This window comes from Tepidimonas aquatica, from assembly GCF_007556585.1.
Classification (GTDB): Bacteria; Pseudomonadota; Gammaproteobacteria; order Burkholderiales; family Burkholderiaceae_C; genus Tepidimonas; species Tepidimonas aquatica.
Genome location: NZ_VJNA01000019.1, coordinates 26,143 through 52,510 on the forward strand (window position 1 = coordinate 26,143; position 26,368 = coordinate 52,510).

24 protein-coding genes, 1 tRNA gene, 1 other RNA gene, 2 pseudogenes and 2 riboswitches are annotated in these 26,368 nt (G+C 68.8%); of the genes and pseudogenes, 9 read left to right on the forward strand and 19 right to left on the reverse strand.

Translation table 11 applies throughout. The features are described 5' to 3' along the window. Positions 1 to 8: 8 nt before the first annotated feature. The 4 genes from Taqua_RS08405 to gyrA are packed head-to-tail and all read right to left on the reverse strand — an operon-like array spanning position 9 to position 5,804. Positions 9 to 902, reverse strand: a complete 894-nt coding sequence (locus Taqua_RS08405; protein ID WP_144326252.1) for a prephenate dehydrogenase — start codon at positions 900 to 902, stop codon at positions 9 to 11. Continuing rightward, the gene (gene pheA / locus Taqua_RS08410; RefSeq protein WP_144326253.1) at positions 899 to 2,017 is read right to left on the reverse strand and encodes a prephenate dehydratase; all 1,119 of its coding nucleotides are present in this window, start codon (positions 2,015 to 2,017) and stop codon (positions 899 to 901) included. Before pheA ends, Taqua_RS08405 begins: the two co-directional genes overlap by 4 nt. 8 nt (positions 2,018 to 2,025) lie before the next feature. After that, on the reverse strand, positions 2,026 to 3,168 hold the full coding sequence (gene serC / locus Taqua_RS08415; RefSeq protein WP_144326254.1) for a 3-phosphoserine/phosphohydroxythreonine transaminase: 1,143 nt from the start codon (positions 3,166 to 3,168) through the stop codon (positions 2,026 to 2,028). 5 nt (positions 3,169 to 3,173) lie between these two features. Further along, positions 3,174 to 5,804: a DNA gyrase subunit A gene (gyrA, locus tag Taqua_RS08420; protein WP_144326255.1), complete on the reverse strand. Its 2,631-nt coding sequence runs from the start codon at positions 5,802 to 5,804 to the stop codon at positions 3,174 to 3,176. Positions 5,805 to 6,146: 342 nt separating this feature from the next. Between gyrA and ompA the strand changes: the two genes are divergently transcribed. The 5 genes and pseudogenes from ompA to Taqua_RS08445 form a co-directional block, all read left to right on the forward strand. After that, complete coding sequence (gene ompA, locus Taqua_RS08425; RefSeq protein ID WP_144326256.1) at positions 6,147 to 6,725, forward strand: outer membrane protein OmpA; 579 nt, start codon at positions 6,147 to 6,149, stop codon at positions 6,723 to 6,725. Positions 6,726 to 6,871: 146 nt separating this feature from the next. Then, on the forward strand, positions 6,872 to 7,588 hold the full coding sequence (gene ubiG, locus Taqua_RS08430) for a bifunctional 2-polyprenyl-6-hydroxyphenol methylase/3-demethylubiquinol 3-O-methyltransferase UbiG (RefSeq protein ID WP_144326257.1): 717 nt from the start codon (positions 6,872 to 6,874) through the stop codon (positions 7,586 to 7,588). Beyond that, positions 7,588 to 8,256 carry an HAD family hydrolase gene (locus Taqua_RS08435; RefSeq protein ID WP_144326258.1) on the forward strand — a complete coding sequence of 223 codons (669 nt, stop codon included), beginning with the start codon at positions 7,588 to 7,590 and terminating at the stop codon, positions 8,254 to 8,256. Before ubiG ends, Taqua_RS08435 begins: the two co-directional genes overlap by 1 nt. A gap of 13 nt (positions 8,257 to 8,269) precedes the next feature. Then, positions 8,270 to 8,646, forward strand: a transfer-messenger RNA (tmRNA) gene (ssrA, locus tag Taqua_RS08440). Positions 8,647 to 8,997: 351 nt separating this feature from the next. Beyond that, positions 8,998 to 9,371: pseudogene (locus Taqua_RS08445) on the forward strand (transposase); the annotation flags it as partial. A 277-nt stretch (positions 9,372 to 9,648) separates the two neighbouring features. Here Taqua_RS08445 and Taqua_RS08450 read toward each other — a convergent pair. The 6 genes from Taqua_RS08450 to aroE all read right to left on the reverse strand — a co-directional run bounded on the left by Taqua_RS08450 (position 9,649) and on the right by aroE (position 13,215). Continuing rightward, positions 9,649 to 9,906 carry a hypothetical protein gene (locus Taqua_RS08450; protein WP_144326260.1) on the reverse strand — a complete coding sequence of 86 codons (258 nt, stop codon included), beginning with the start codon at positions 9,904 to 9,906 and terminating at the stop codon, positions 9,649 to 9,651. A gap of 135 nt (positions 9,907 to 10,041) precedes the next feature. Then, positions 10,042 to 10,118 (reverse strand) — tRNA-Pro (locus tag Taqua_RS08455). A 10-nt stretch (positions 10,119 to 10,128) separates the two neighbouring features. Continuing rightward, positions 10,129 to 10,632, reverse strand: coding sequence for a MerR family transcriptional regulator (locus tag Taqua_RS08460; protein ID WP_144326261.1), 504 nt, complete (start codon positions 10,630 to 10,632; stop codon positions 10,129 to 10,131). A gap of 42 nt (positions 10,633 to 10,674) precedes the next feature. Then, complete coding sequence (locus Taqua_RS08465; protein WP_068609858.1) at positions 10,675 to 11,370, reverse strand: glutathione S-transferase family protein; 696 nt, start codon at positions 11,368 to 11,370, stop codon at positions 10,675 to 10,677. 22 nt (positions 11,371 to 11,392) lie between these two features. Then, positions 11,393 to 12,349: a transaldolase gene (tal, locus tag Taqua_RS08470; RefSeq protein WP_068609018.1), complete on the reverse strand. Its 957-nt coding sequence runs from the start codon at positions 12,347 to 12,349 to the stop codon at positions 11,393 to 11,395. A gap of 32 nt (positions 12,350 to 12,381) precedes the next feature. Continuing rightward, the gene (aroE, locus tag Taqua_RS08475; RefSeq protein ID WP_144326262.1) at positions 12,382 to 13,215 is read right to left on the reverse strand and encodes a shikimate dehydrogenase; all 834 of its coding nucleotides are present in this window, start codon (positions 13,213 to 13,215) and stop codon (positions 12,382 to 12,384) included. 219 nt (positions 13,216 to 13,434) lie between these two features. Here aroE and Taqua_RS08480 point away from each other — a divergent pair, with 219 nt between their 5' ends. Continuing rightward, positions 13,435 to 14,241 carry a DODA-type extradiol aromatic ring-opening family dioxygenase gene (locus tag Taqua_RS08480; RefSeq protein ID WP_144326263.1) on the forward strand — a complete coding sequence of 269 codons (807 nt, stop codon included), beginning with the start codon at positions 13,435 to 13,437 and terminating at the stop codon, positions 14,239 to 14,241. Positions 14,242 to 14,275: 34 nt separating this feature from the next. Here Taqua_RS08480 and Taqua_RS08485 read toward each other — a convergent pair whose 3' ends face one another. From Taqua_RS08485 to Taqua_RS13725, 3 genes are all read right to left on the reverse strand, one after another. Then, positions 14,276 to 14,578 (reverse strand): hypothetical protein, encoded by a 303-nt coding sequence (locus tag Taqua_RS08485; protein WP_144326264.1) that lies wholly within the window; start codon positions 14,576 to 14,578, stop codon positions 14,276 to 14,278. A gap of 127 nt (positions 14,579 to 14,705) precedes the next feature. Continuing rightward, positions 14,706 to 15,965, reverse strand: coding sequence for a D-amino acid dehydrogenase (locus Taqua_RS08490; protein ID WP_144326265.1), 1,260 nt, complete (start codon positions 15,963 to 15,965; stop codon positions 14,706 to 14,708). A gap of 186 nt (positions 15,966 to 16,151) precedes the next feature. Further along, entirely contained in the window at positions 16,152 to 16,805 is a 654-nt protein-coding gene (locus Taqua_RS13725; protein ID WP_281287776.1) for a tetratricopeptide repeat protein, read from the reverse strand. A 57-nt stretch (positions 16,806 to 16,862) separates the two neighbouring features. On the opposite strand from Taqua_RS13725, the gene Taqua_RS08500 reads away from it, so the two are divergent. Next, positions 16,863 to 17,114, forward strand: coding sequence for a trimeric intracellular cation channel family protein (locus Taqua_RS08500; protein ID WP_144326266.1), 252 nt, complete (start codon positions 16,863 to 16,865; stop codon positions 17,112 to 17,114). Between the two features lie 33 nt (positions 17,115 to 17,147). On the opposite strand, the gene gcvP is transcribed toward Taqua_RS08500, so the two are convergent. From gcvP to Taqua_RS08520, 4 genes are all read right to left on the reverse strand, one after another. After that, complete coding sequence (gene gcvP / locus Taqua_RS08505; RefSeq protein WP_144326267.1) at positions 17,148 to 20,084, reverse strand: aminomethyl-transferring glycine dehydrogenase; 2,937 nt, start codon at positions 20,082 to 20,084, stop codon at positions 17,148 to 17,150. 25 nt (positions 20,085 to 20,109) lie between these two features. Next, positions 20,110 to 20,475: a glycine cleavage system protein GcvH gene (gcvH, locus tag Taqua_RS08510; protein ID WP_144326268.1), complete on the reverse strand. Its 366-nt coding sequence runs from the start codon at positions 20,473 to 20,475 to the stop codon at positions 20,110 to 20,112. Between the two features lie 41 nt (positions 20,476 to 20,516). Then, positions 20,517 to 21,650: a glycine cleavage system aminomethyltransferase GcvT gene (gcvT, locus tag Taqua_RS08515; RefSeq protein WP_144326269.1), complete on the reverse strand. Its 1,134-nt coding sequence runs from the start codon at positions 21,648 to 21,650 to the stop codon at positions 20,517 to 20,519. A gap of 50 nt (positions 21,651 to 21,700) precedes the next feature. Next, positions 21,701 to 21,833, reverse strand: a riboswitch (glycine riboswitch). 16 nt (positions 21,834 to 21,849) lie between these two features. Next, a riboswitch (glycine riboswitch) is annotated at positions 21,850 to 21,953 on the reverse strand. Positions 21,954 to 21,980: 27 nt separating this feature from the next. Further along, on the reverse strand, positions 21,981 to 23,666 hold the full coding sequence (locus Taqua_RS08520; protein WP_144326276.1) for an electron transfer flavoprotein-ubiquinone oxidoreductase: 1,686 nt from the start codon (positions 23,664 to 23,666) through the stop codon (positions 21,981 to 21,983). Between the two features lie 152 nt (positions 23,667 to 23,818). Between Taqua_RS08520 and Taqua_RS08525 the strand changes: the two genes are divergently transcribed. Continuing rightward, on the forward strand, positions 23,819 to 24,244 hold the full coding sequence (locus tag Taqua_RS08525; protein ID WP_144326270.1) for an acyl-CoA thioesterase: 426 nt from the start codon (positions 23,819 to 23,821) through the stop codon (positions 24,242 to 24,244). Positions 24,245 to 24,258: 14 nt separating this feature from the next. Here Taqua_RS08525 and Taqua_RS08530 read toward each other — a convergent pair whose 3' ends face one another. After that, a complete protein-coding gene (locus Taqua_RS08530; RefSeq protein ID WP_144326271.1) occupies positions 24,259 to 24,846 on the reverse strand; it encodes a peroxidase-related enzyme in 588 nt (195 codons plus the stop codon). A gap of 24 nt (positions 24,847 to 24,870) precedes the next feature. Then, positions 24,871 to 25,338 carry an RNA-binding S4 domain-containing protein gene (locus Taqua_RS08535; RefSeq protein ID WP_144326272.1) on the reverse strand — a complete coding sequence of 156 codons (468 nt, stop codon included), beginning with the start codon at positions 25,336 to 25,338 and terminating at the stop codon, positions 24,871 to 24,873. Between the two features lie 52 nt (positions 25,339 to 25,390). Here Taqua_RS08535 and Taqua_RS08540 point away from each other — a divergent pair. After that, positions 25,391 to 26,245 (forward strand): annotated as a pseudogene (locus tag Taqua_RS08540) (sigma 54-interacting transcriptional regulator); the annotation flags it as partial. Positions 26,246 to 26,368: the final 123 nt, after the last annotated feature.

Genomic DNA, 26,368 nt, shown 5'->3' on the forward strand with positions numbered 1-26,368 from the left:
CTGGGCCGTCAAGGGCTGTCCGGGGCGCCGGCCGGTGTCCACGCGCGGCGCACGCGGCTGGCGTCTTCGATCATCTCATGCAGCCGCGCGGGGTCGTCCAGCGCGGCGTCGAACGCGTCCAGCGCCGCACGCAGCGCCTGCGCCTGCGCGCGCACCTGGGTGGCGTTGGCGTGCAAGATGTCGCGCCACACGGTGGCGTCGCTGGCTGCGATGCGGGTGAAGTCCCGAAAACCGGGCCCCGCCAACGCCAGCATCTGCGCGCCTTGCGGCTGCTCGGCAATGGCGCGCACGGCGGCAAAAGCGACCAGGTGCGGCAGGTGGCTGACCGCCGCCAACGCGCTGTCGTGCGCCTCGGGCGTCATCGTGCGCACGCGCGCGCCGGTGGCCGCCCACAGCGCCTGGGCGCGCGCCAGCAGCTCGGGGTGCGTGTCCGGCAGTGGCGTCAGCACGACCTGGCAGCCGCGGTACAGCGCTGCGCTGGCGTGCTCGACGCCGGCCTTTTCTTTGCCGGCAATGGGGTGCGCCGGCACAAACTGCGCTAGGCGCTGCCCCAGCGCGGCGCGGGCGGCGGCCACCACGTCGGCCTTGGTCGAGCCAACGTCCATCACCAGCGCGTCGGGGGCCAGCGCGGGGGCCAGCGTGCGCAGTGTTGCCTCGGTGGCGGCCACCGGCACGGCCAGCAGCACCACGTCGGCGTCGGCGGCGGCCATGGCGGGGTCGGCACACGCCTGGTCCACCACCCCCAGCGCCAGCGCCTGCGCGCGGGCGCGCTCCGAGCGTGCCACGCCCACTGTGTGCCGCACGGCGCCGGCAGCCCGCAGCGCCAACGCGAACGAGCCCCCCATCAGCCCGCAGCCGATGATGGCCAACCGCCGCACGGGCGCGAGGTCGGGGGCGCTCATGATTCCGACACCGGGTACGCGCCCAGCATCTTGTAAAACGCGCACAGGCCCTGCAGCTCCTGCAGGGCGGCGGCCACGTGGGGCTGCGACGGGTGGCCGGCGATGTCGATGTAGAAGTAGTACTCCCACTGGCCGGATTTGGCCGGGCGCGACTCGAAGCGTGTCATCGACACCCCGTGCTCCTTGAGCGGACGCAGCAGGTCGTGCACGGCGCCGGGCCGGTTGGGCACCGACACGACGATGCTGGTGCAGTCGTGGCCGCTGGGGCCGGGCATGGCCATCGTTTGCGGCAGGCAGATCACGGCAAAGCGCGTGCGGTTGTAGGCCTCGTCCTGGATGGCGTGCGCGACGATATGCAGCGCGTACTGCGCTGCGGCGCGCTCGCTGGCGATGGCGGCCCAGGCCGGGTTGTGCGTGGCCAGCCGGGCGCCTTCGGCGTTGCTGGCCACCGCGCGCCGCTCGGCGTGCGGCAGGTGGGTGGTGAGCCAGCCCTGGCACTGCGCCAGCGCCTGAGGGTGGGCCATGACGACCTCGATGCCGTCCAGGCTGGGTACCTGCCGCAGCAGGTTGTGGCGCACCAGCAAGCTCACCTCGCCTACGATGTGCACCGGCGAGCGCAAAAACAGATCCAGCGAGCGCGCCACCACCCCTTCGGTGGAGTTTTCGACGCCCACCACGCCAAACTGCGCCGTGCCGGCGGCGGTGGCGTGGAACACCTCGTCGAAGCTGGGACAGTGGATCAGCTCAGCGGCGCTGCCAAAGTACTCGATGGCGGCCTGCTCGCAAAACGTGCCTTCGGGGCCCAGCACCGCCACCCGCATTGGGGCTTCCAGCGCCAGGCAGGCCGACATGATTTCGCGCCAGATGGCGGCGACGTGACGGTTGTGCAGGGGGCCGGGGTTGGCCGCCTCGATGTTGGCGATGACCTGCGCCACACGGTCGGGGCGGAAAAAGGGCGACCCCTCGGCGCGCTTGACCTCGCCCACCTGTTGGGCGATGCGCGCGCGTTGGTTGAGCAGCTGCAGCAGTTGCTGGTCGATGGCGTCGATTTGTTGGCGCAACGCCAGCAACTGCGGACTGGCGCTGGGCGTCGGGGGCTGGTCGCGGGTGGTCATGGTCGGGCTCAAGCCTGGCGTTCAAACTCGCGCATGTAGTCCACGAGCGCTTGCACCCCATCCAACGGCATGGCGTTGTAGAGGCTGGCGCGCATGCCGCCGACGGACTTGTGGCCCCTGAGCTGCAGCAGGCCGCGCGCTTCAGCCCCACGTAGGAAGGCCGCGTTGCGCGGGTGGTTGGGGTCGCGCAGCGGCTCGCCATCGTCACCGCGCAGGAAAAACGGCACGTTCATGCGCGAGCGGTGGGCCGGGTGCACCAGGTTGACGTACAGCTGCGAGCCGTCGATGGCGTCGTACAACAGTTGCGCGCGGCGCTGGGCGCGCAGCTCCAGCGCCGCCAAACCCTGCGCGTCGCCCTCGCGCTGCGCCAACGCCCACTGGAACACCAGCCCGGCCACGTAAATGCCCCAGGTGGGGGGCGTGTTGGCCATCGAATCCTGCTCGGCCAGCACGCGGTAGTCGAACACGCTGGGGCAGTGGGGCAGGGCGTGGCCCAGCAGGTCCTCGCGCACGATGACGATGGTCAACCCCGCCGGGCCGATATTTTTTTGCGCCCCACCAAACGCCAGCCCGACGCGGCTCCAGTCGATCGGACGCGACAGCACGTGCGATGAGAAGTCGATCACCAGCGGCGCTTCGCACCCCAGCGCGGCCAGATCGGGCAGGGTGTGGAATTCGACGCCGTGGATGGTTTCGTTGCCGCACAGGTGCACGTAGGCGGGGCGCTCGCGCAGCTGCCAGGAGGTGGGGTCGGGGATGGTGGTGTAGCCCTGCTCGGCGCTGCTGGCCGCGATGTGCACATCGCCATAGCGGCGCGCTTCCTTGGCCGACTTGTCGCTCCAGCCGCCGGTGACGACGAAGTCCATCGCGCGCGCCGGGTGCCGTCCGGCCAGGTTCAGGGGCACGATGGCGTTGTGCGCCAGCGCCCCACCTTGCGAAAACAGGATGTGGAAGTTCTCAGGCACGGCCAGCAGCGTGCGCAGGTCGTCGCGCGCCTGTTGCAGGATGGCGCCGAAGTGCTTGCCACGGTGGCTCATCTCCATCACGCCCATGCCGCAGCCGTGCCAGTCCAGCATCTCGGCCGCGGCCTGCCGCAGCACGGCTTCGGGCATCGCCGCCGGGCCGGCCGAAAAGTTGTAGGGACGCGCCATGGCGGTCACTCCTGCCCGTTGGTGTCGGCACCCTCGGGCGTGTCGTCGCCCGCGTCGGCGTCGGCGATGCGCTGCAGGCCGCTGAGGCGATCGCCTTCGTCCAGGCTGATCAGCGTCACGCCCTGGGTGGCGCGACCCATTTCGCGGATTTCGGCCACGCGCGTGCGCACCAGCACGCCGCGGTCGGAAATCAGCATGATTTCGTCCTGCGCCCGCACCAGCGTGGCGGCCACCACCTTGCCGTTGCGCTCGCTGGTCTGGATGGCGATCATGCCCTTGGTGCCGCGCCCGTGGCGGGTGTACTCGGCGATGGGCGTGCGTTTGCCGTAGCCGTTTTCGGTGGCGGTCAGCACGCTTTGGGTTTCGTCCTCGGCCACCAGCATGGCAATGACTTGCTGGCCGTCTTCCAGCGTCATCCCTTTGACGCCACGCGCCTGGCGGCCCATCGGGCGCACGTCGTTTTCGTCGAAGCGCACGGCTTTGCCGGCGTCGGAAAACAGCATCACGTCGTGCTGGCCGTCGGTCAGCGCCGCGCCCACCAGGTAGTCGCCATCGTCCAGGTCCACCGCGATGATGCCGGCCTTGCGCGGGTTGCTGAATTCGTCCAGCGGGGTCTTTTTGACCACGCCGTGCGCGGTGGCCATGAACACGTAGTGGTCCGCCGGGAAGCTGCGGAACTCACCGGTGAGGGGCAGCACGACGGTGATTTTTTCGCCGTCGGCCAGCGGGAACATGTTGACAATGGGCCGCCCGCGCGAGCCGCGCGAGCCGGAGGGCACCTCCCACACCTTCAGCCAGTACAGCCGCCCGCGGTTGCTGAAGCACAGAATCCAATCGTGCGTGTTGGCGATGAAGAGCCGGTCGATCCAGTCGTCGTCCTTGGTGGCGGTGGCCTGCTTGCCGCGCCCGCCGCGGCGTTGCGCGCGGTACTCGGCCAGCGGCTGCGCCTTGATGTAGCCGGCGTGCGACAGCGTCACCACCATGTCCTGCGGCGCGATCAGGTCTTCGGTGTCGAGCTCCTGCGCGTTGGGCTCGATCTGGCTGCGCCGCATGCCCTGCGGGGTCTGGCCGAACTCGGCGCGGATGGCGCGCAGCTCGTCGGCGATGATGGCGGTGACGCGCTCGGGCCGCGCCAGGATGTCGAGCAAGTCGTCGATGTGCGCCATCACCTCCTTGTATTCGGTGACGATCTTGTCTTGCTCCAGCCCCGTGAGGCGCTGCAGCCGCATTTGCAGGATTTCCTGCGCCTGCGTCTCGGACAGGGTGTACAAGCCGTCATCCTGCAGGCCGTAGGCGCGCGCCAGGCCCTCGGGGCGGTAGTCGTCGGCGTTGACGCGGCTGCCATCGGCCCGGGCGCGGGTGAGCATCTCGCGCACCAGCGCGCTGTCCCAGCGGCGCGCCATCAACTCGGCCTTGGCCACCGGCGGGGTGGGCGACTCGCGAATGATGCGGATGAATTCGTCGATGTTGGCCAGCGCCACCGCCAGCCCCTCCAGCACATGGCCGCGTTCGCGCGCCTTGCGCAGCTCGAACACCGTGCGCCGCGTCACCACCTCGCGGCGGTGCTGCAAGAAGATGTCCAGCAGGTCCTTCAGGTTGCACAGCTTGGGCTGGCCATCGACCAGCGCCACCATGTTGATGCCAAAGGTGTCCTGCAGCTGGGTGTGCTTGTACAGGTTGTTGAGCACCACCTCCGGCACTTCGCCGCGCTTGAGCTCGATGACCACGCGCATGCCGGACTTGTCGGACTCGTCCTGGATGTGCGCGATGCCCTCGATGCGCTTGTCGCGCACCAGCTCGGCGATGCGCTCCAGCAGCACCTTTTTGTTGACCTGGTAGGGGATCTCGTCGACGATGATGGCCTGACGTTGCCCGCGGTCGATGTCTTCGAAGTGGCAGCGCGCGCGCATCACCACGCGCCCACGCCCCGTGCGGTAACCCTCGCGCACCCCCTGGATGCCGTAGATGATGCCGGCAGTGGGGAAGTCGGGGGCCGGGATGATCTCCATCAGCTCGTCCACCGTGGCGTCGGGATGGGCCAGCAGGTGCAAGCAGGCGTCCACCACCTCGTTGAGGTTGTGCGGTGGGATGTTGGTGGCCATGCCCACCGCGATGCCCGCCGAGCCGTTAACCAGCAGGTTGGGCACACGCGTCGGCAGCACCAGCGGCTCGCGCTCGCTGCCATCGTAGTTGGGGCCGAAGTCAACCGTTTCCTTGTCGATGTCGGCCAGCATCTCGTGCGCGATCTTGGCCAGCCGAATTTCGGTGTAGCGCATGGCCGCCGCGGCGTCGCCATCGACCGAGCCGAAGTTGCCCTGCCCATCGATGAGCATGTGGCGCAGGCTGAAGTCCTGCGCCATGCGCACGATGGTGTCGTACACCGCGCTGTCGCCGTGCGGGTGATACTTACCGATGACATCGCCGACGATGCGCGCCGACTTCTTGTACGGCCGGTTCCAGTCGTTGCCCAGCTCGTGCATCGCGTACAGCACGCGCCGGTGCACGGGCTTTAGGCCATCGCGCGCGTCGGGCAGCGCGCGGCCCACGATCACGCTCATCGCGTAATCGAGGTAGCTGCGGCGCATCTCCTCTTCGAGGCTGACGGGCAGGGTTTCGTGGGCAAAGGGTGAGGTCATGGGAACCGCGGCGGCTTGCCACCGCCTAATGGGTTGAGGCCGTTGGGGACGCTGCCGGGCGGTGTCCATCCCTTGGGTGGGTTACCTGAGGGGTCGCGGTGGACCGGACGCACGGCGCCTGCATGCTATTGTAGGCGGCGCCAAAGGGCTGGCGCCGGGCGCTGTTTGTTGCGTCGCAGCGACAGTGCACCGCATGCGAAGGCGAGATGTGCCACCGTAGCGTCGACGTGCGGTTGCCCTGCTCGGAGGCTGTGGCAGAATAAAGAGAAGACCGCACAGGTCCGTCGATTGCGTAGCGGATCCGCGATCTTGATCGCTTCACCCCGTGCCAAGAGGAACACCATGAACAAACTCTCGAAAATTGCAGCTCTGTTTGCAACCGCGGCCATGGCGTCGGCGGCCGGCGCCCAAACAATCGACAACTGGCGCAACGGAACCGGCGACCTGGTCTGGAAAAACGGCACCAACGAGCTGTGCTGGCGCAACAGCTCCTGGACGCCGGCCACGGCGGCCCAGGGATGCGACGGCGCCATCGTGCCGGCTCCGGCGCCCGCCCCGGCACCGGCCGCCCCGGCCAAGGTGACCTACGCGGCCGAAGCGTTCTTCGACTTCGACAAGGCTGTGCTGAAGCCCGAAGGCAAGGCGCGCCTGGACGACCTGGTCGACAAGGTCAAGGGCATCAAGCTGGAGGTGGTGATCGCGGTAGGCCACGCCGACGCCACCGGGCCTGAGGCTTACAACCAGAAGCTGTCCGTGCGCCGCGCCGAAGCCGTCAAGGCCTACCTGGTCAGCAAGGGCATCGACGCCAACCGTATCTACACCGAAGGCAAGGGTGAAACCCAGCCGGTGGCCGACAACCGCACGCGCGAAGGTCGCGCCAAGAACCGTCGCGTGGAAGTCGAAGTCGTCGGCACACGCTGATCGCTGTGGCAAGCGGCAGGCCGCGCAGGCCTGCGCCCGCGCCGATGGCACAACCCCGCCCTGCGTGGCGGGGTTCTTTCATGGCCCGGTGACCGTGCGCGGAGCCTAGCCCCCGTTGGCCGCGCCGGCCGAGGGATAATGCCGCCATGGACGCCCGACTCAACGCCGACGCGGCCGAACTGGCCAAATTTTCCGAACTGGCCCACCGTTGGTGGGATCCGGACAGCGAGTTTCGCCCGCTGCATCAAATCAACCCGCTGCGGCTGGGCTGGATTGAATCGCTGGCCGGCCCGTTGCGTGGCCGCGCGGTGCTGGACGTGGGGTGCGGCGGGGGCATCCTGGCCGAGGCGATGGCCCGCCAGGGGGGCGATGTGCTGGGCATCGACCTGGCCGACAAGCCGCTCAAGGTGGCGCAGTTGCACGCACTCGAACAACAGGTCGCCAACGTGCGCTACCGCGCCGTCAGCGCCGAAGCGCTGGCCGATGAACAGCCGGGCACGTTCGATGTGGTGACCTGCATGGAGATGCTGGAGCACGTGCCCGACCCGGCCTCGATCGTGAACGCCTGCGCGCGGCTGGTCAAACCCGGCGGGTGGGTGATGTTCAGCACGCTCAACCGGAACCCCAAAGCGTTTTTGTTCGCCATCGTCGGCGCGGAGTACGTGCTGCGACTGCTGCCGCGCGGCACGCACGAATACCGCAAATTCATCCGTCCCAGCGAATTGGCTGGCTGGGCGCGCCAAGCGGGGCTGGACGTGCGCGCCCTGCGGGGCTTGACCTACAACCCCCTGACCCAGCGCTACGCGCTCGCGAGTGACACCAGCGTCAACTACCTGATGGCCACCCAGCGGGGGCAGGGCTGATGCGCTGGCGCGACGTGCGAGCGGTGCTGTTCGACCTCGACGGCACCCTGCTGGACAGTGCACCGGATCTGGGCCACGCCGCCAACGTGCTGCGCGAGCGCCGTGGCTTGGCGCCGCTGCCCTTGGATGCCTACCGTCCTCACGCCAGCAGCGGCGCCCGAGGCATGTTGGCGGTGGGCCTGGGGCTGGGTCCCGACGACGCCGAATTCGAAGCGGCCAAAGCCGAATACCTGCAGGTGTATGAGCAGGTGATGTTGCAGCGCACCGCGCCGTTCGACGGGGTGCTGGAGCTGGCCCAACGCCTGCAGGCGCTGGCGCTGCCGTGGGGCGTGGTGACCAACAAAATCGAACGCTTCGCCCTGCCGATTGCCGCGCGGGTGCATCCGCTGCCGGCCGCCGCCGTCGTCATCGGAGGCGACACTACGCCGCACGCCAAGCCGCACCCCGCGCCGTTGCACGAGGCCGCGCGCCGCCTCGGGGTGGCGCCCGCGCACTGCATCTACGTGGGCGACGACGAGCGCGATATCGTGGCGGGGCGCGCCGCGGGCATGCGCACGGTGGCCGCGTGCTACGGGTACCTCGGGCAGGACAACGCCGTGGCGCGGTGGGGCGCCGACGCCCATATCGATCATCCGCTGGAACTCTTGAACTTTTTGGATTTGCCGTAAACTAAGCGGACACGGGGCTGCACTGGTTTCGACGTGGGTGCAGACTCGCAGCAGGGCATGTCGAGGTGCTGTGACCTCGTAAAACAGCAGCAAACAAGTAACTGCGAACGACGAACGTTTCGCCCTCGCCGCCTGATCGCGGCGAGCCTTGCACCGGTCGGCCGATAGGCCGGGCCGTGCGGACCGCAAGGTCTGCCGGCAGCAAGGGCACTCTCATCGGCTGGCTTCACGGCGGGCAACTTGCCGTGAAGTGAGATCCAAGGTTGCTGGCCCCAGGCGCAGCGTGCCGCTGCGCGACGCCGGGGGCGAGACCCAAAACAGACGGCTACACATGTAGAACTGCGCGAGGAAGGCTTGCGGACGGCGGTTCGACTCCGCCCAGCTCCACCAATCACCAAGGCCCGGAAAGTCTCCGGGCCCTTTTTCTTGCCTGAAATCCCCGCACCACGCGGGGTTCCGGCCATCCGTGCTGCGGGTGAAGCCCGGCCCGAGCGCCCGACATCGGCCGTTTTCTCGGCCCAAGCCGTCTCTGTTCTCCGTTTGGCCTGCGGGTAGCCGCAGCACCTGATCATTCAAAATCAATGGCCTACGTGCTGCGGTTCATCGTCAACCAAGGTCGCCGGTCAACAGTACAACGGTAATCCCCCCGAAATCCAGCGCTCCGAGAAGTAGAGCCCTGCCCCCCCCCGAATTCCGTGCCAGCGCAAACGAACAAAATCCGCGCAACGCAAAGGAAGCGCGATGCGCAAGAGCAGGTTTACGCAAGAGCAGATCAACGGGTTCATCAAGCAGGCTGACGCTGGCGTGAACGTGGCGCAGTTATGCCGCAAGGAAGGTTTCAGCACGGCCACGTTTTACAAGTGGCGAGCCAAGTTCGGCGGCATGGAGGCCCGCGACGCGAAGCGGCTGCGCGAGCTGAAAGCGGAGAACGCCAGGCTGAAAAAGCTGCTGGCTGAGGCGGCCCTGGACAACGAAGCGCTGAAGGTGGCCTTCGGGGTAAGGCGCTGAGCCCACCGGCCAAGAGACAGGCGGTGGGCAAGATGCTGCAAGAGACCTCGATCAGCGAACGACGGGCGTGCACCTTGGTGGGCCTGTCGCGTGACAGCCAGCGCCACCGCCGCCGCCGTTGCCCCCACCGCCGCCGTGGCCGCGACCACCACCCGTGTGACCACCTTCGCGCCCGTCACCCCGTCCGTCGGCCCTGGGGGAGCCTGCAGGAGCCCCAGGGGGCACGGGTTGATGGCGTGTGGTCGTCGCGCCGGGCAGCCAGCCCGGGGGGCTCGGCGGGGCGCTGGGTGTGCAGCGCGCTGACCACAGCCCCCAAGCGTGTGCCCATCGCGTTCGCAATTTGGCCCCAACCCATGCCCGCAGCGCGTTGGGCAAGGATGCCGGTCATGTTGACGGTTCGCCCGTCCAGGGTGACCAAGCCACCCACCAAAGCTGCCTGCAGCTGGGCGGGCGTGGGGATGTGATGCCTTGCGCGGCCAGCGACTGTTGCGCCAGACCCAATGCGATGGCGATCTCACCGTAGCCCAATGGGCGCGATGGGTTATTCACGGTGGAGCCAGCGCCGGTGCCGTCGGCCAGCGTGATGGGTGTGCCGCTGCGCAACGCCTGCACCAGCGACTGCGCGTTGACCAGCCATCCCATGGAGGCTGCGGTCGGGCCATTATCGGGTGCGCCCACGATCCGCCGCTGGCCGAGGTGACCGACGGCGCGACCTCGGTGCGGTGGCGCAAAAAACAAGGGCTCGTCATGGTGTGCCATGCAAGCCCTTGCGGTGAATGGTCGGCGTGGCGGGATTCGAACTCGCGACCCCTTGCACCCCATGCAAGTGCGCTACCAGGCTGCGCTACACGCCGAAGAACTCCATTATACGGCAACCGCGGGGCCTCGCGCGGACGGGGGCTGGTCGGCAGCGGCTTCGGCCACCAGGTCGCGGATGGCTTGCAGCTCCGCGCGCAGCGCAAGCTGTGCCTCGGCCGGCAGTTGGCGCAGGGCCGCAGCCAACCGGTCCAGGCCGTCGGCCAGCGCCGCTGTAGCGCTGTCGTCGTCCGGGTCGGCGGGCGGCAAGGTGTCGTCCCCGCCGGGGCGACGTTGTTGGCGTTGCTGGCGCGCCCAGTCGGCCAGGCGGTTGCGCGCGCCCTGGATGGTGAAGCCTTCATCGTACAGCAGCTCCCGGATGCGGCGAATCATCAGCACCTCGTGGTGCTGATAGTAGCGCCGGTTGCCGCGGCGCTTCATCGGGCGCAGTTGGGTGAACTCCTGCTCCCAGTAGCGCAGCACATGCGGCTTGACGCCGCACAGCTCGCTCACCTCGCCGATGGTGAAGTAGCGCTTGGGCGGAATGGGGGGCAGCGCGTCGTCGCTGGACATGGTGTTCGGGACTCCCAAACCCGCAAATTTACCGCAACCGCGTCAGACGCCCATGATTTCCGGCCCGCCCTTGGCCAGCGCGCGCTGGTACGCGGGTCGGGCACGGTAGCGCTCGCGGTAGGCGGCGACGCCGGGGAAGCGTGCAGCCGTCTGCGGTCCGCCCAGGGCCAGTGCGGCCTCCACCGCAAAGCTCATCTGAAAATCCGCCAGGGCCAGCCGCTGGCCCGTCAGCCAGGGGCGGTCGCGCAGCGTCTGCTCCAGCAGGCCCAGCGCGGCGTCGATGTTGGGGTCGACAAAACGCTGCAGCACCTGCCGGCTGATCTCGCGCGCGATCGGGCGTGCGAAGAACGGCATGCGCTGCTTGGGGATGTTGACGAACACGAGCTTCATGACCACCCAGTTCATCAGCGAGCCTTCCGCGAAGTGCATCCAGAACCGGTTGTCGCGGTGGGCGGCGGTGCCCGGCGGCGGCACCAGATTCCCCAGTTCGCCGTCCGGCGCGGGCGGAAAGGACTCGGCCAGGTATTCAAGGATCGCGCCCGATTCGGCCACGGTGACGTCGCCGTGGGTGATGACGGGCGCCTTGCCCAGGGGATGGATGGCCTTCAGCTCGGGCGGCGCCAGCCGGGTGCGGGCGTCGCGGGGGTAGGTGCGCAGCTCATAGGCCACGCCCAGTTCTTCCAGCAACCACAGCACGCGGTGCGAGCGGGAGTGCTCCAGGTGGTGGACGACCAGCAGGGTCATGGGGGGCTCCGTTGGGTCAGCGGGACCGGATCAGCGCATCGAGCCGCTGGGCGTCGGCGCAGAACAGGCGGATGCCTTCGGCCAGCTTCTCGGTGGCCATGGCGTCGTCGTTGAGCGCGAGGCGAAACGCCGCCTCGTCGTCGGCGCGGTAGTGCACCTGCGGCAGGTCGGCGCGGCGGGCTTCCTCCTCGTCCAGCGCGCGCGGCACGTCGCCCGGGGTGGCAGCCAGGCGCGCCAGCAGCTCCGGGCTGATCGTGAGCAGGTCGCAGCCGGCCAGCGCCAGGATCTGGCCGGTGTTGCGGAAACTGGCGCCCATCACCTCGGTGCGGATACCAAAGTGCCGGTAGTGGCGCCAGATGCGCGCCACCGACTGCACGCCGGGGTCGTTCGGGCCGGCCATCGCGGCCTCGTCCCACTGCGCGCCTGCGCGCGCCTTGTGCCAGTCGTAGATGCGGCCGACGAACGGCGAGATCAGCTGGACGCCGGCGTCGGCGCAGGCCACCGCCTGGCAGAAGCTGAACAGCAGCGTGAGGTTGGTGTGGATGCCGTCGCGCTCCAGCAGCTCGGCGGCGCGGATGCCCTCCCAGGTGGCGGCGATCTTGATCAGCACGCGCGCGCGCGGCACGCCCTCGGCCTCGTAAAGCGCGATGAGGCGGCGGGCGCGCGCCACGGTGGCGGCGGCGTCGAAGCTCAGGCGCGCATCCACCTCGGTGGAGACGCGGCCCGGCACGATGCGCAGGATCTCGCAGCCGAAGCGCACCAGCAGCCGGTCCACGCGTTCGTCGAGCGGGCGGTCGCGATGGCGCGCCAGCACCTCGTCCACCAGCGGGGCGTAGTCGGGCTTGAGCGCGGCCTTCAGGATCAGCGACGGGTTGGTGGTGGCGTCGCGCGGCTGGTACTGCGCGATCTGCAGAAAGTCGCCGGTGTCGGCGACGACGGTGGTGTGGCGCTTGAGGGCGTCGAGCTGGTTCATGGTGCCGTGCAGGGGAAGGGGAGTGCGCGGGGTCAGGTCAGGGGAACGGACAGTTGATCGATCACGGGCCGGGTGTCCGGGCGCACGCCGCGCCACCAGGCAAAGGCCTCCGCGGCTTGCTCGACCAGCATGCCTACGCCATCGGCCAGCCGGGTGGCGCCTTGCTCGCGGGCCTGGCGCAGAAACGGCGTCAGACCCTGGCCATAGACCATATCGTAGGCCAGCGCGCCTGGGGCGAAGGTACCGATGGGCAGCGGCAGGGCCTGCGCGTCCAGGCTGGCGGCGGTGGCGTTGATGACGACATCGAAGGCGCCCAGTGTGGTCAGCTCGTCCAGCCCCGCACCGCGCAGTACGCCAACCCCCAGGCCGTGGGCGGCAATGTGCTCGGCCAGGTCGTGCGCCTTGGCCGGGGTGCGGTTGGCCACGACCAAGCTGGCGGGGTTGGCCTGCAGCAGGGGCTGCAGCACGCCGCGGGCGGCACCGCCCGCGCCCAGCACCAGCACGCGTTGGCCCGCCAGGGGCCGTGCCAGGTTGACGGTGATGTCACGCAGCAGCCCCACGCCGTCGAAGTTGTCGGCACGGCAGTGCGCGCCGTCAAACGCCAGCGCGTTGGCCGCACCGGCCACGCGGGCACGCTCGCTGACCTCGTCGGCGTAGTCGTGCGCTTGCAGCTTGAAGGGCAGCGTCACGTTGAGCCCACGGCCGCCCGCGGCCCGAAACGCATCCACCGTGGCGGCAAAGCCGTCCCGCGGTGCTTCGATGGCGGTGTATTCCATGGCCTGGCCGGTGGCCTGGGCGAACAGGGTGTGGATGAGTGGCGACTTGCTGTGGCCAATCGGGTGGCCGATGACGGCGTAGCGGTCCATGGCGACATTGTCGCCGATGCACCCTCACACGACGCTGACGTGCCCGCCTGCATGCAGCCGTTTTGGATGCTGGGCTCAACGCTGTGCAACCCTCGGCTGTGCCGGGCGACGTACCATGCGCGGGTCCGATGCGCCAGCCCCACGGGGCGGCGATGCTGCGCCTGTGGTGGCGCAGCATCCCCAAGCACTGGCGCATCATTCAACGGCAAGGGGTGGTGGATGACGGGTTTGCCAACGCTGTTCGTTTCACACGGTTCGCCCATGATGGCGTTGCAGCCCGGTGCGGCCGGGGTGGCGTTGCAGCAGTGGGGCGCAGGGCTGGCCGCACGAGGGGATCTGCGCGCGGTGGTGGTGATGTCGCCGCACTGGATGGACACCGTGGCGGCGGTGGGCAGCCACCCAATGCCACCGACATGGCACGACTTTGGCGGATTTCCGCCAGCGCTGTACCGGTTGCAGTACCCGGCGCCGGGCGACCCGGGGTTGGCCCGCACGGTTGCCCAGCGGCTGCGCAACGCCGGCATCGCCGCCGCGGAGGATCCCCAGCGCCCGCGCGACCACGGGGTGTGGTCGCCGTTGCGGTTTGTGCTGCCCCAGGCGCGCTGGCCGGTGGTGCAGGTGGCGCTGCCGGCCGATGCGCGCCCCGCCGACGTGTACGCGATCGGGGCCGCCTTGGCCCCGCTGCGCGAGGAAGGGGTGCTGCTGGTGGGTTCGGGAAGCCTGACCCACAACCTGATGGAGTTTTTTGGCGGGCGCCCGGGGTTGGACGACCCGGCCGAGCCTTATGTGCAGGCGTTTTCGGCGTGGGTGTGGCAAGCGTTGCAGACCAACGATCTGCCCGCGTTGCTGGACTACCGTGCGCGCGCGCCGCACGCCGTGCGCGCTCACCCCACCGACGAGCACTTCATGCCGTTGTTTTTCGCGCTCGGGGCCGCGCGCTGGCCGCAGGCGGGTTCGAAGGCTGAGGCGATCACGCGCGAGGTGCAGTACCGTTACCTGGCGATGGACAGCTACGCGTTCGGATGACCGTCCCCCCGCACCACGGCGACCACCTTAGGAGTTACGAGACCCACTTGGTGGCGTCGTCGACTTCGGGCGGGGTGTCGTCCTTGACCAGGGCTTCACGCAGGGCCATCAGGTTCATCAATACGTCGAATGGAAAACCGCGCCGGCCGCCACGATGATCGTGCAGCAGCTCATGGAACGCGGCGCGCAGCGCTTCGGGGTCGTGCCGCACCTCGGCCAACTGGTTGGCGATGCGAGGAAATTGCGTCACGAGGGCTTGCGGATAGCTCAACCCCGGCACGGCACGCAACCACGCTTCGGTCTGCGGCAACAGGGTGTGTGCGTCGGTGTCGGCCATGATGGGCCATTATGCGCACAGCCGCCTGAGGCTGCAACCCACCTCGGATGTCGTCTTTTGCGCAGCACCCGCCGACGTGGCACCGATCGGATGCGGGGGCGGCCATGCACGTGCCCTGCCTCCACCCTTACGCGGACGCTGGCGTTGTCATCGGCCCCAGCACCGTCCGGCGCCGCCGGGTGCTGATTTGCGCCGCGACCAGCTCTGCGGTGACCGCGGACAGTGTCCAACCCAAGTGGCCGTGCCCGGTGTTGTAGAACACGTTGGCCTGCCGGCCCGCGCCCACCCGGGGCATCATGTCGGGCATCATCGGGCGCAGGCCGGCCCACGGCACCACCTGGCGGGTGTTGATGCCGGGGAAGCAGCGATTGACCCAGTCGATCAGTGGGCGGATGCGGTCGGCGCGGATGTCGCGGTTGAAGCCGTTGAACTCCGCGGTGCCGGCGACGCGGAATCGATCGACGCCCAGCCGGCTGGTGACGAGCTTGGCCTCGTCGTCGAGCAGGCTGACGGTGGGGGCCGAGCGGCGGCTGGCTTCGTCCAGCAGGTTCACCGTGATCGAGTAGCCCTTGACCGGATAGACGTTGACCCGGTCCCCCAGTTGCGCGGCGATGGCGCGGCTGCCCACCCCCGCACACACCACCAGCGCGTCGAAGTCTTGAATCTGTTCACCATCGGCCGTGCGCAGGGTGACGCTGGCCCGTCGCCCATCGCTGCGCACCCGGACAACGTCGCTGTCCCAGTGGCAGCGCACACTCAGCCGCTCGGCCGCCGCCGCCAGGCCGACGGTGAATTTGTGGATGTCGCCCGTGGCGTCGCTCTCGGTGTAAAAGCCCCCGTAGTAGTCGCCGGCCAGCGTCGGCTCGATGGCGCGCATCTCTTGCGGGGTGACGGGCCGGCGTGACAGCCCGCCCTGGGCCAGCAGTCGGGTGACCTCGGCCGCGTGGTCGAAGCCCTGTTTGTCACGGTAGATGTGCAGGATGCCCTGGCGCTTGAGGTCGAAATCGATCCCTTCGGCATCCGCCCAGGCAAACAGGTGCTCGCGCGCGGCGATGGCCAGCCGGGCGGTCTCGATGGTGTTGCGGCGGTAGTCGGGGATGCTGGCGATGAACTCGGCGAACCAGCTGATCTTGTGCCAGCTGGGCTTGGGGTTGACCAGCAGCGGCGCGTCGCTCTTGAGCATCCATTTCAGGCCCTTGAGGATCGTGGACCAGTGCGTCCACACCTCGGCGTTGGAGGCGGACAGCTGCCCCCCGTTGGCGAACGAGGTCTCCATCGCGGCGTAGCGGTGGCGCTCGAACAGGGTGACGGAAAAGCCGCGCTTGGCCAGCGCGTAGGCCGTGGTGACACCAGTGATGCCACCGCCGATGACGGCGATCGATTGCATGGTTCAGGCTCCAGGTCGTCGGGTGGATCAGCGCGCCGCCCGCACCGTGCGTGCGGCGTGCGCCCCCTCTGTTTGGAACCTGAGAGATTCATGGCGGGCCGCTGGCTGCCACTTGCTCCTGCGGTGGATCGGCTGACGGTGGCCGACCCGGAGGATAGGGATCTTTTGATGCCGCTCGCGTTGGGCTTATCGCGGTCTTCGGCTTGCTTTAAGATGGGCATCGAGTGCTTGGGCGAAATTCCCCGGCTTAGCCAGCTCGCGCGTGAGCGCCTGCCCGGCCAGGATTGCTTCGCGGCTCATGCCCTGAGCAATGCTCTCGCGGTTACGGGGTGCTTTGTTGTCTTTGGATGGGTCGCCCGCCGCCGAGAGATTGTACAGGGCATAGGCAAGCACCTTGTCCTGCGGCACGCCCCAGCCTTCGTCGTACATGACCCCGAGGTTGTACTGCGCGGCGGCAAGCCCCTGCGCCGCCGCTTGGCGGTACCACTTCACCGCCTCGGCATAATCCTGCGGCACGCCGCGGCCTTTCGCGTACATGAGCCCGAGGTTGGACTGCGCTTTGGCATGCCCCTGCGCCGCCGCTTGGCGGTACCACTTCACCGCCTCGGCATAATCCTGCGGCACGCCGCGGCCTTGGTCGTACATGACCCCGAGGTTGTACTGCGCGGAGGCATGTCCTTGCCGTGCAAGTGGTCGCCACTCCTTGAGGGCGGTTGCGTAATCACCGCGTTCGTATGCAGCCAGACCTTCGTCAAACCCCGCATGCGCCGACAGGGTGCCGAAGGCAAGCGTGATGGCACAGCCAAAGGTTACGAGTTTCGATAAAAAAGCCTGCATCATGTTGCGCTTTCCTCTTTTCTGATCGCAGAACGCATGCGAGCTTAACGCGCATGCCGGGTGTTGAAAACCGCCTGCGTCGGCGGGGTGGCGCGCGACGTGCTGTGCAACGAGGTGCCCCACGTGTACCGCGACCACCGTCCCTACGCGCTGTGCGCGCTGGCGGGCAGCGCCGTGTATCTGGGGTTGACGGCTTTGCTGGTGGGGCCGGGGTGGGCCAGCCTGGTCGGCGTGGTGGTGGCCACGGGCAGTCGGTTGCTGGCCGTGGCCTTGGGTTGGCGGTTGCCTGGTTGGCGCCCACGCGAGCCGTGACCGGGGCCGCCTACCCGGTGACCGCGCCGCACCTCAAGCCTGCTCGGCCAGCTCCGCCACGGGGACGCAACTGCAAAACAGGTTGCGGTCGCCGTAAACGTTGTCCACCCGGCCCACCGGCGGCCAATATTTGCTGCCCGCGCCGCCGTGCGCACGGTGAAACGGCAGGGCCGCCGCCTGCTCGCGCGGGTAGGGGTGGCGCCAATCGCCCTGCAGGCAGTGCTCGGCCGTGTGGGGCGCGTTTTTGAGTGGGTTGTCGTCGCGCGGCCACACGCCCAGCTCGACCGCGCGGATCTCCTCGCGGATGGCGATCATCGCGTCGATGAAGCGGTCCAGCTCGGCCAGGTTTTCGCTTTCGGTGGGCTCCACCATCAGCGTGTTGGGCACCGGGAACGACAGCGTGGGCGCGTGAAAGCCATAGTCGATGAGACGCTTGGCAATGTCTTCGGCCATGATCCCCGCGCTGTCCTTGAAGCCGCGGCAGTCCAGGATGCACTCGTGGGCCACGTGCCCGTTGGCGCTGGCGTACAGCGTCGGGTAGTGCGGGCGCAAGCAGGCGCTGATGTAGTTGGCCGCCAGGATCGCCGTTTGCGTGGCGCGCTTGAGGCCCTGCGCACCCATCATGCGGATGTACATCCAACTGATGGGCAACACCGCGGCGTTGCCCAGCGGCGCGGCGGATACCGCACCCACCGCAGCGTCGGGGCGCGCGCCACCCGTGTAGGCGCCGGCGGCGTGTGCGCTGGCGTGCCCGGGCAGGTAGGGGGCCAGGTCGTCCACCACGCACACCGGCCCCACACCGGGGCCGCCGCCACCGTGGGGAATGCAAAACGTCTTGTGCAGGTTCAGGTGGCTGACATCACCGCCGAATTGGCCCGGCGCGGCCAGGCCCACCAGCGCGTTCATGTTGGCGCCGTCGATGTACACCTTGCCGCCGTGGGCGTGCACGATGCGGCACAGCTCGGCGACTTCGGTTTCGAACACGCCGTGCGTGCTGGGGTAGGTGATCATGACGCAGGCCAGCCGCTCGCTGTGCCGCTCGCATTGGGCGCGCAGGTCGGCCATGTCGACGTTGCCCTGGGCGTCGCACGCCACCGGCACGACACGGTAGCCGACCATTTGGGCGCTGGCTGGGTTGGTGCCGTGCGCCGAGGTGGGGATCAGGCACACGTCGCGCTGCGCCTGGCCGCGCGCGGCGTGGTAGGCGCGAATGGCCAGCAGCCCGGCGTATTCGCCCTGCGAGCCGGCGTTGGGCTGCAGGCTGATGGCGGCGTAGCCCGTGGCCTGGCACAGCCAGGCGCGCAGTTGTTCGTCCAGCAGCCGGTAGCCTTCGAGTTGGTCGGCTGGCGCAAAGGGGTGCACGTGGGCGAACTCCGGCCAGGTGATGGGGATCATCTCGCTGGTGGCGTTGAGCTTCATCGTGCACGAGCCCAGCGGGATCATCGTGCGGTCCAGCGCCAAGTCCTTGTCGGCCAGCCGGCGCAGGTAGCGCAGCATGGCCGTTTCGCTGTGGTAGGTGTTGAAGACCGGGTGCGTGAGGTACGCCGAGGTGCGCCGCAGCGTGGCGGGCAGCAACGGCTCGGCGCGCTCGGCCAGGGCGTCGAAGTCCGGCAGCGCTTGCCCCGGCAGCGCCAGCGCTTGCCACAGGGCTTGCACGTCGGTGCGGGTGGTGGTTTCGTCCAGCGCGATGCCCACGTTGCCGTGGCCCATATCGCGCAGGTTGTAGCCAGCGGCGCGGGCGCGCGCCAGCGCCGCGGCCACCCCTTGGCCGAGGTACAGCGTCAGGGTGTCGAACGCGGTGCCGTTGGCGGGGGCGTGCCCCAGTTGCGTCAGCCCCGCGGCCAGGATGGCGGTGTAGCGCGCCACGCGCTCGGCGATGCGGCGCAGCCCCTGCGGTCCGTGGTAGACCGCGTACATGCTGGCCACGACGGCCGGCAGCACCTGCGCGGTGCAGATGTTGGAGGTGGCCTTCTCGCGCCGAATGTGCTGTTCGCGCGTTTGCAGCGCCAGGCGGTACGCGGGCTGGCCGTGGGTGTCGACGCTGACGCCCACCAGCCGCCCAGGCATCGAGCGCTTGAAGGCGTCACGGCAAGCCAAAAAGCCCGCGTGCGGCCCGCCCGCTCCCATCGGCATGCCCAAGCGTTGCGCGCTGCCGACCACGATGTCGGCGCCCCATTCGCCCGGCGGCGTCAGCAGCGTCAGCGCCAGCAAATCGGTGGCCACGATGAAGGCCGCCCCCTTGGCGTGCACGGTGGCCACGTCGTCGCGCCAGTCGTCGATGCGGCCGGTGGTGGCGGGGTACTGCGTCAGCACGGCAAAGATGTCGTCGCGCGCCAGGGCGGCGAGCCACTGCTCGCGGCTGGTCGTCACCAGCACCTGCAGCCCTAGCGGTTCGGCGCGCGTGCGCACCACCTCGATGGTCTGCGGATGGCAGTCGGCGCTGACGACGAATACCGCGCCGCCGGCCTTGACCGAGCGTTTGGCTAGGGTCATCGCTTCGGCCGCGGCGGTGGCCTCGTCGAGCAGCGAGGCGTTGGCGATGTCCATGCCGGTCAGCTCCGCGACCATGGTCTGGAAGTTGATCAGCGCTTCCATGCGCCCCTGCGAGATTTCGGCCTGGTACGGCGTGTAGGCGGTGTACCAGGCGGGGTTTTCCAGGATGTTGCGCAGGATGACGCCGGGCGTGTGGGTGCCGTAGTAGCCCTGGCCGATGAAGCTCTTGAGCAGCCGGTTGCGGCTGGCGATGGCCTTGAGCTCGGCCAGCGCCTCGGCCTCGCTGGCCGGCGCCGGCAGCTGCATGGCGTCGATGCGCGCGATGGCCTGTGGCACGATGCTGCGCGTGAGGTCATCCAGGCTGGCTTCGCCGATGGCGGCCAGCATGCGGGCCTGGTCGTCATCGTCCAGGCCGATGTGGCGGGCGATGAATTCACCGGCCGGCTCCAGGGCCGACAGCGGGGTGGGGGCGGTCATGGCGGGGGCTCCCGGGGCGGGCTGTTTAGTGGGCGATTTGTTGGTAGGCGGCCTCGTCCAGCAGGCTGTCGAGCTCGCTGGGGTTGCTCAGCCGCACCTTGAAAAACCAACCCGCGCCGAGCGGGTCGCTGTTGGCCAGCGAGGGGTCGGCGCGCAGCGCCTCGTTGACTTCGACCACTTCGCCGCTGACCGGGGCGTAGACGTCGGCCGCGGCTTTGACCGACTCGACGACGCCGGCCACGTCTTTTTGCTGCAGCGACTTGCCCACCTCGGGCAGCTCGACGAACACCACATCGCCCAGCGCGTCCTGGGCGTGGTGGGTGATGCCGACGGTGGCGATGTCGCCGTCGACGCGGATCCATTCATGTTCGGGCGTGTAGCGCAGGGTCATCGTGGGTTCTCCAGCAACAGGTTGGCAACGGTGGCAAGGGTTCAGCCGCGGTGGTAGCGTGGGGTGACGAACGGCAGCGGCACCACCTCCGTCGGCACCGGCTTACCACGCACGATGGCATGCAGCACGGTGCCGGTGGCGGTGTGGTCACGGGCGACATAGCCCATTGCAATCGGTTGGTCGAGCGTGGGCGACAGCAGCCCGCTGGTGACGTGGCCCACGGGGGCGTCGGCCCCGGGCAGGTGCAGCGCGGCGGGCTCGCGCACCGGCACGCGTTGCAACGCCCGCAAACCCACGCGCAAGCGCGACGGGGGCTCGCGGCCGTCGAGCTGCGCCAGCACCCGCTCGGCGCCAGGAAAGCCCCCCGCACGCGCGCCGCCGCTGCGGCGCACCTTTTGAATCGCCCAGCCCAAGGCGGCTTCGGCCGGGGTGGTGGTGGTGTCGATATCCTGCCCGTACAGGCACAGGCCGGCTTCCAGCCGCAGCGAGTTGCGCGCGCCCAAGCCCACCGGTTCGACTTCGGGCTGGCGCAGCAGCGCCTCGGCGAAGGCACGCGCGGCCTCGGCCGGCAGGCCAATTTCGAAGCCGTCTTCGCCGGTGTAGCCGCTGCGGGTGATGTACAGGTCGGCGCCTTCCCAGCGGGCCGGCATGCCGGTCATGAACACCAGGGCATGCACCTCGGGCAGCAGCCGCTGCAGCGCCTGCGCCGCCAGCGGGCCCTGCAAGGCCAGCAAGGCGCGCTCGAAGTGCGGCTGCACGCTGCAGCGCTGACCGATGCGCGCTTGCAGGTGCGCCAAGTCGGCGTGCTTGCAAGCCCCGTTGACGACCAGGTACAGGTCGCTGCCGCGGTTGACGAACATCAGGTCGTCGAGGATGCCGCCGTCGTTGTTCAGCAGCAGGCCGTAGCGCTGCCGGTGTTGCCCCAGACCCAGCACGTCCATCGGCATCAGGCTTTCCAGCGCGGCAGCGGCGTCGGGGCCGTGCAGGGTGATTTGGCCCATGTGCGACACGTCGAACAGCCCCGCCGCGCGCCGCGTGTGCTGGTGTTCGTGCAACAAGCCTTTGGGGTACTGCACCGGCATCGCGTAGCCGGCAAAGGGCACCATGCGCGCGCCCAGCGCCAGGTGCAGGTCATGCAAGGGAGTGTGCAGCAGCGGGGTCGGTTCGGCGGACATGACGGTATCCAGGCAATGGTGGTTCGACCGGCGCCCTCCAAGGGAGCGTCGGGCCACCTGCTGTCCGCTTTACCTGAGAGATTCACGCAGCGCCGCACCCCTCGGGTCGGCGTGTCGGCGTTTGCTCCTTCGGTGGGCGAGCACCGGGGTCGCGGTGGCACGCCTCTCTCCAGCAGGCAAGCGCCCCGGGGCAGGGGCGCTGCATCAGTCCTTTTGCCTGAGCGTTCGGCCCGCGGGCCTGCGCCTTCGGCGGCCACCCACGCCCACCCAGGGCGCGCGGCGGCTCTCTCCTGATGGCGCGATTGTAGCCGAGTGCCTGCCCAGCGTGGCTTACATGCCGGCGTAGTTGGGGCCGCCGCCGCCTTCAGGGGTGACCCAGACGATATTCTGCGTGGGGTCTTTGATGTCGCAGGTTTTGCAGTGCACGCAGTTTTGCGCGTTGATCACGAGCTGCGGCGCGCCGTCCTTCTCGACAAATTCGTACACCCCCGCGGGGCAGTAGCGCCCTTCCGGGCCGCCGTACAGCGCCAGGTTGACCGCCACCGGCACCGTGGGGTCTTTCAGCGTCAGGTGCGCGGGCTGGTTTTCTTCGTGGTTGGTGTTGGACAGGAACACGCTGCTCAAGCGGTCGAACGTCAGCACCCCGTCGGGCTTGGGGTAGCGGATCGGTTCGACCTGGCTGGCGGCGTGCAGCCGGGCGTGGTCCGGGGTGTGGCGCCGCACGGTCCACGGTGGGCTTTGGATGCCCAGCTTGGGCAGCAGCCAGTGCTCGATGCCGGTCATCAGCGCACCGATGGTGTTGCCTTTTTTAAACCAGCTCTTGAAGTTGCGCGCGCGGTGCAGCTCGTCGTACAACCAGCTGCGCTCGAACGCGGCGGGGTAGGCGGTCAGCTCGTCGTGCGCCCGGCCGGCCTGCAACGCCTCGAAGGCGGCCTCGGCGCACAGTATGCCGGTCTTGATGGCGGCGTGGCTGCCCTTGATGCGCGCGGCGTTGAGGTAGCCCGCGTCGCAGCCGACCAGCGCCCCGCCGGGGAAGATGGTCTTGGGCAGGCTCAGCAGCCCGCCGGCGGTGATGGCGCGCGCGCCGTAGCCAATGCGCTTGCCGCCCTCGAGGTGCGCACGGATCGCCGGGTGGGTTTTCCAGCGCTGCATCTCCTCGAACGGACTCAGCCAAGGGTTTTGGTAGTCGAGCCCGACGACGAAGCCCAGCGTGACCTTGTTGCCTTCGAGGTGGTACAGGAAGCCGCCGCCGTAGGTGTGCTCGTCCAGCGGCCAGCCGGCGGTGTGCACCACCAGGCCAGGCTTGGCCTTGTCGGCGGGAATCTCCCACAGCTCCTTGATGCCAATGCCGTAGGTCTGCGGGTCTTTGCCCTCGTCCAGGCGGTAGCGCGCGATCAGCTCCTTGCCCAGGTGGCCGCGCGCACCCTCGGCGAACACGGTGTACTTGGCGCGTAGCTCCATGCCGAGCTGGAACGCTTCGGTGGGCTGGCCGTCCTTGCCCAGGCCCATGTGACCGGTGGCCACGCCGATCACGCGGCCGTGTTCGTCGTACAGCACCTCGGCGGCGGCAAAGCCGGGGAAGATCTCCACCCCCAGCGCCTCGGCCTGCTCGGCCAGCCACTTCGTCACCGCGCCCAGGCTGATGACGTAGTTGCCCTCGTTGTGAAAGCATTCGGGGATGGCCCACGACGGCGTGCGCAGCACACGGTCGGGCTGTAGGAACAGCACCTCGTCGCCGGTGACAGGTTGGTTCAGCGGCGCACCGCGCTCCTTCCAGTCGGGGATCAATTCGGTCAACGCGCGCGGGTCCATCACCGCGCCGGACAGGATGTGCGCGCCCGGCTCGCCGCCTTTTTCCAGCACGCACACGTTGACGTCGCTGTTGTGTTGGGCCGCCAGCTGCTTGAGGCGGATGGCCGTGGCCAGCCCGGCCGGGCCGGCCCCGACGATGACGACGTCGTACTCCATGGCCTCGCGCGGGCCGTACTGTTCGATCAGATGCGCCGGGGTTTTCATGGCGTTGGGGTCTTCCTCGGGACGGGGGCGCCGCCGCAGTGGGCGCAGCACCCCAAGGCGGTTGTCGGATTGGCGACGCATTGTAGTGGCCGCTGGCGTACGATGGTTGTCGTTGCGCCGACAGCGCGCTGCACCCAACGAGGAGTTACACGATGCGCTTGGAACTGCCCACCGAACGCCGGCTGGTGCATACGATGACGATACCGATACGCTGGGGCGACATGGACGCGATGGGCCATGTCAACAACACGCTGTACTTTCGTTATATGGAATGCGCGCGGCTGCAGTGGATGGGCGATTGGGGCATGCCGGCCAACCCCAGGGGCGAGGGGCCGGTGATCGTCAACGCGTTTTGCAACTTTTTACGCCAGCTCGAATACCCGGGCGAGGTGGTCGTGCGCAGCTACGTGGGCGCGGTGGGGCAGCGCTCGTTTGACATGTTCCACGAGATGCTGCGCACCGACGGCGGCGATACGGTGTATGCCAACGGCGGCGCCACCGTGGTGTGGGTGGATTTCCCGGCGCAACGCTCGGTGCCGTTGCCGCCCACGCTGCGCCAGCGGCTGACCGCCGGCTAAAGCGGCGCTGCGCTTCAGGCGCCTTTGGGCAGGCGGCCCATCAGGTAAAACTCGGGGTTGGGCTCCATGCCGCTGAACGAGGCCATGCGGTTGGACAGCCCGAAAAACGCCGTGATGGCGGCGATGTCCCAGATGTCTTCATCGTCCAGCCCGTGCGCGTGCAGCGCGGCAAAGTCGGCGTCGTCGATGGCGTGCGAGCGCTGGCACACCTTCATCGCAAAGTCGAGGATCGCGCGCTGGCGCGGCGTGATGTCGGCCTTGCGGTAGTTGACCGCGACCTGGTCGGCCACCAGCGGCTTTTTTTCGTAGATGCGCAATAGGGCGCCGTGCGCCACCACGCAGTACAGGCACTGGTTGGCGGCGCTGGTGGCCACGACGATCATCTCGCGCTCGCCCTTGGTCAGGTTGGAGCGCCGCCCCACCGTCTCGGGCATCATCAGCGCGTCGTGGTAGGCAAAAAACGCGCGCCACTCGGCCGGGCGGCGCGCCAGCATCAAAAAGACGTTGGGCACGAAGCCGGCTTTGGCCTGCACCTCCAGGATGCGGGCGCGGATGTCTTCGGGCACGTCGGCCAGGTCGGGCAGCGGGTAGCGGGGGCTCATGAAGTCTCCTCGGGTGGCAGGGGGTCAATCGTCCAGGGCGGCGCGCCAGCGTTCGTTCCAAGCGGGTGGCGCCGGCGGCTGGTTGCGCCAACGCTGCAGTTCGCGTCGGTCGCGTTTGGTGGGGCGGCCGCGAGGGTAGCTCGCGCCGGGCTCCGGCGCCAGCCGGCGTTGTTGTGCGTGCGCTTCGCGTGCCGCGATGGACTCGGGGGTTTCCTCGTACAGCAAAGCCGCCTGAGCGGCAGGCCCGCGGACGGCGGACAGCGCCCGCACCACCACGGTGCGGTCGACGTCGCCGGTGCGGGCGCGGATCACATCGCCCACGCGCGGCTCGCGGCTGGGCTTGGCCGGTGCGCCGTTGACGAGCACGCGCCCACGCTCGATCATCTCCGCCGCCAGCGCCCGCGTCTTGTACAGCCGTGCAGCCCACAGCCATTTGTCCAGGCGGATGCGGCCGGGGCGGTCGTCGGGATCGAACTTGGCGGGGCGGATCATGGCTGGTTATGGTAACGCGCCGGCCGCAGGCAGCCGCTACCATACCCGCATAATGCTTGCACAGCCCCTATCTGTTGAATTACCCAGCGATGCCCGCAGAATCCTGGAGCTGGCGGCGCGCTCGATGTTCGAGCTGTTTGCCAATGCGACGCAGGGGATGATGCTGGTGGACCGTCAGGCGCGTGTGGTCTGGATCAACGACCAGTACCGGCGTTTTCTACCGGCGCTGGGTTTCGAGCGCGAGTCGGACTTCGTCGGCCAGCCGGTATCCGCGGTCGTGCCGAACACGCAAATGCACCGCGTGCTGGAGACCGGGCAGCCCATCCTGGTCGACCTGCTGAGCAACCGCGCGGGTACGTTCGTCGTCAGCCGCATCCCGTTGCGCGATGCGGACGGGGCAGTCATCGGGGCGCTTGGCATCGTATTGTTCGACCATCCCGAGACGACGGTGCAGCCGCTGATCGCCAAGTTTGCCCGATTGCAGCAGGATCTGGACGAGGCCCGGCGCGAGCTGGCCCGACAACGGCGCAGCAAGTACACCTTCGCCAGCTTCGTCGGGCGCAGCCCGGCGGCGCTGGAGGTCAAGCGGCAGGCGCGGCGCGCGGCGCAGAGCTCCTCCCCCGTGCTGCTGCTGGGCGAGACGGGTACGGGCAAGGAGTTGCTAGCCCATGCCATCCACGCCGCGTCCGCCCGTGCCGGGAGGGCCTTTGTCGGCGTCAACATCGCCGCGGTGCCTGAGACGCTGCTCGAGGCGGAATTCTTTGGCGTGGCGCCAGGGGCCTACACGGGGGCCGACCGCAAGGCGCGTGAGGGCAAGTTCAAGCTGGCCGATGGCGGGACCCTGTTCCTGGATGAGATCGGCGACATGCCGCCGGCGGTGCAGGTCAAGCTGCTGCGCGCGCTGCGACGTCCCCCCGGTTTTGAGTAGCGCCGCGATCTGGAGTCCAATCCCCAACGACAAGGAGATTGGACGTGAAGAAGCGTTTTACCGAAGAGCAGATCATCGGCTTCCTGCGTGAGGCGGAGGCCG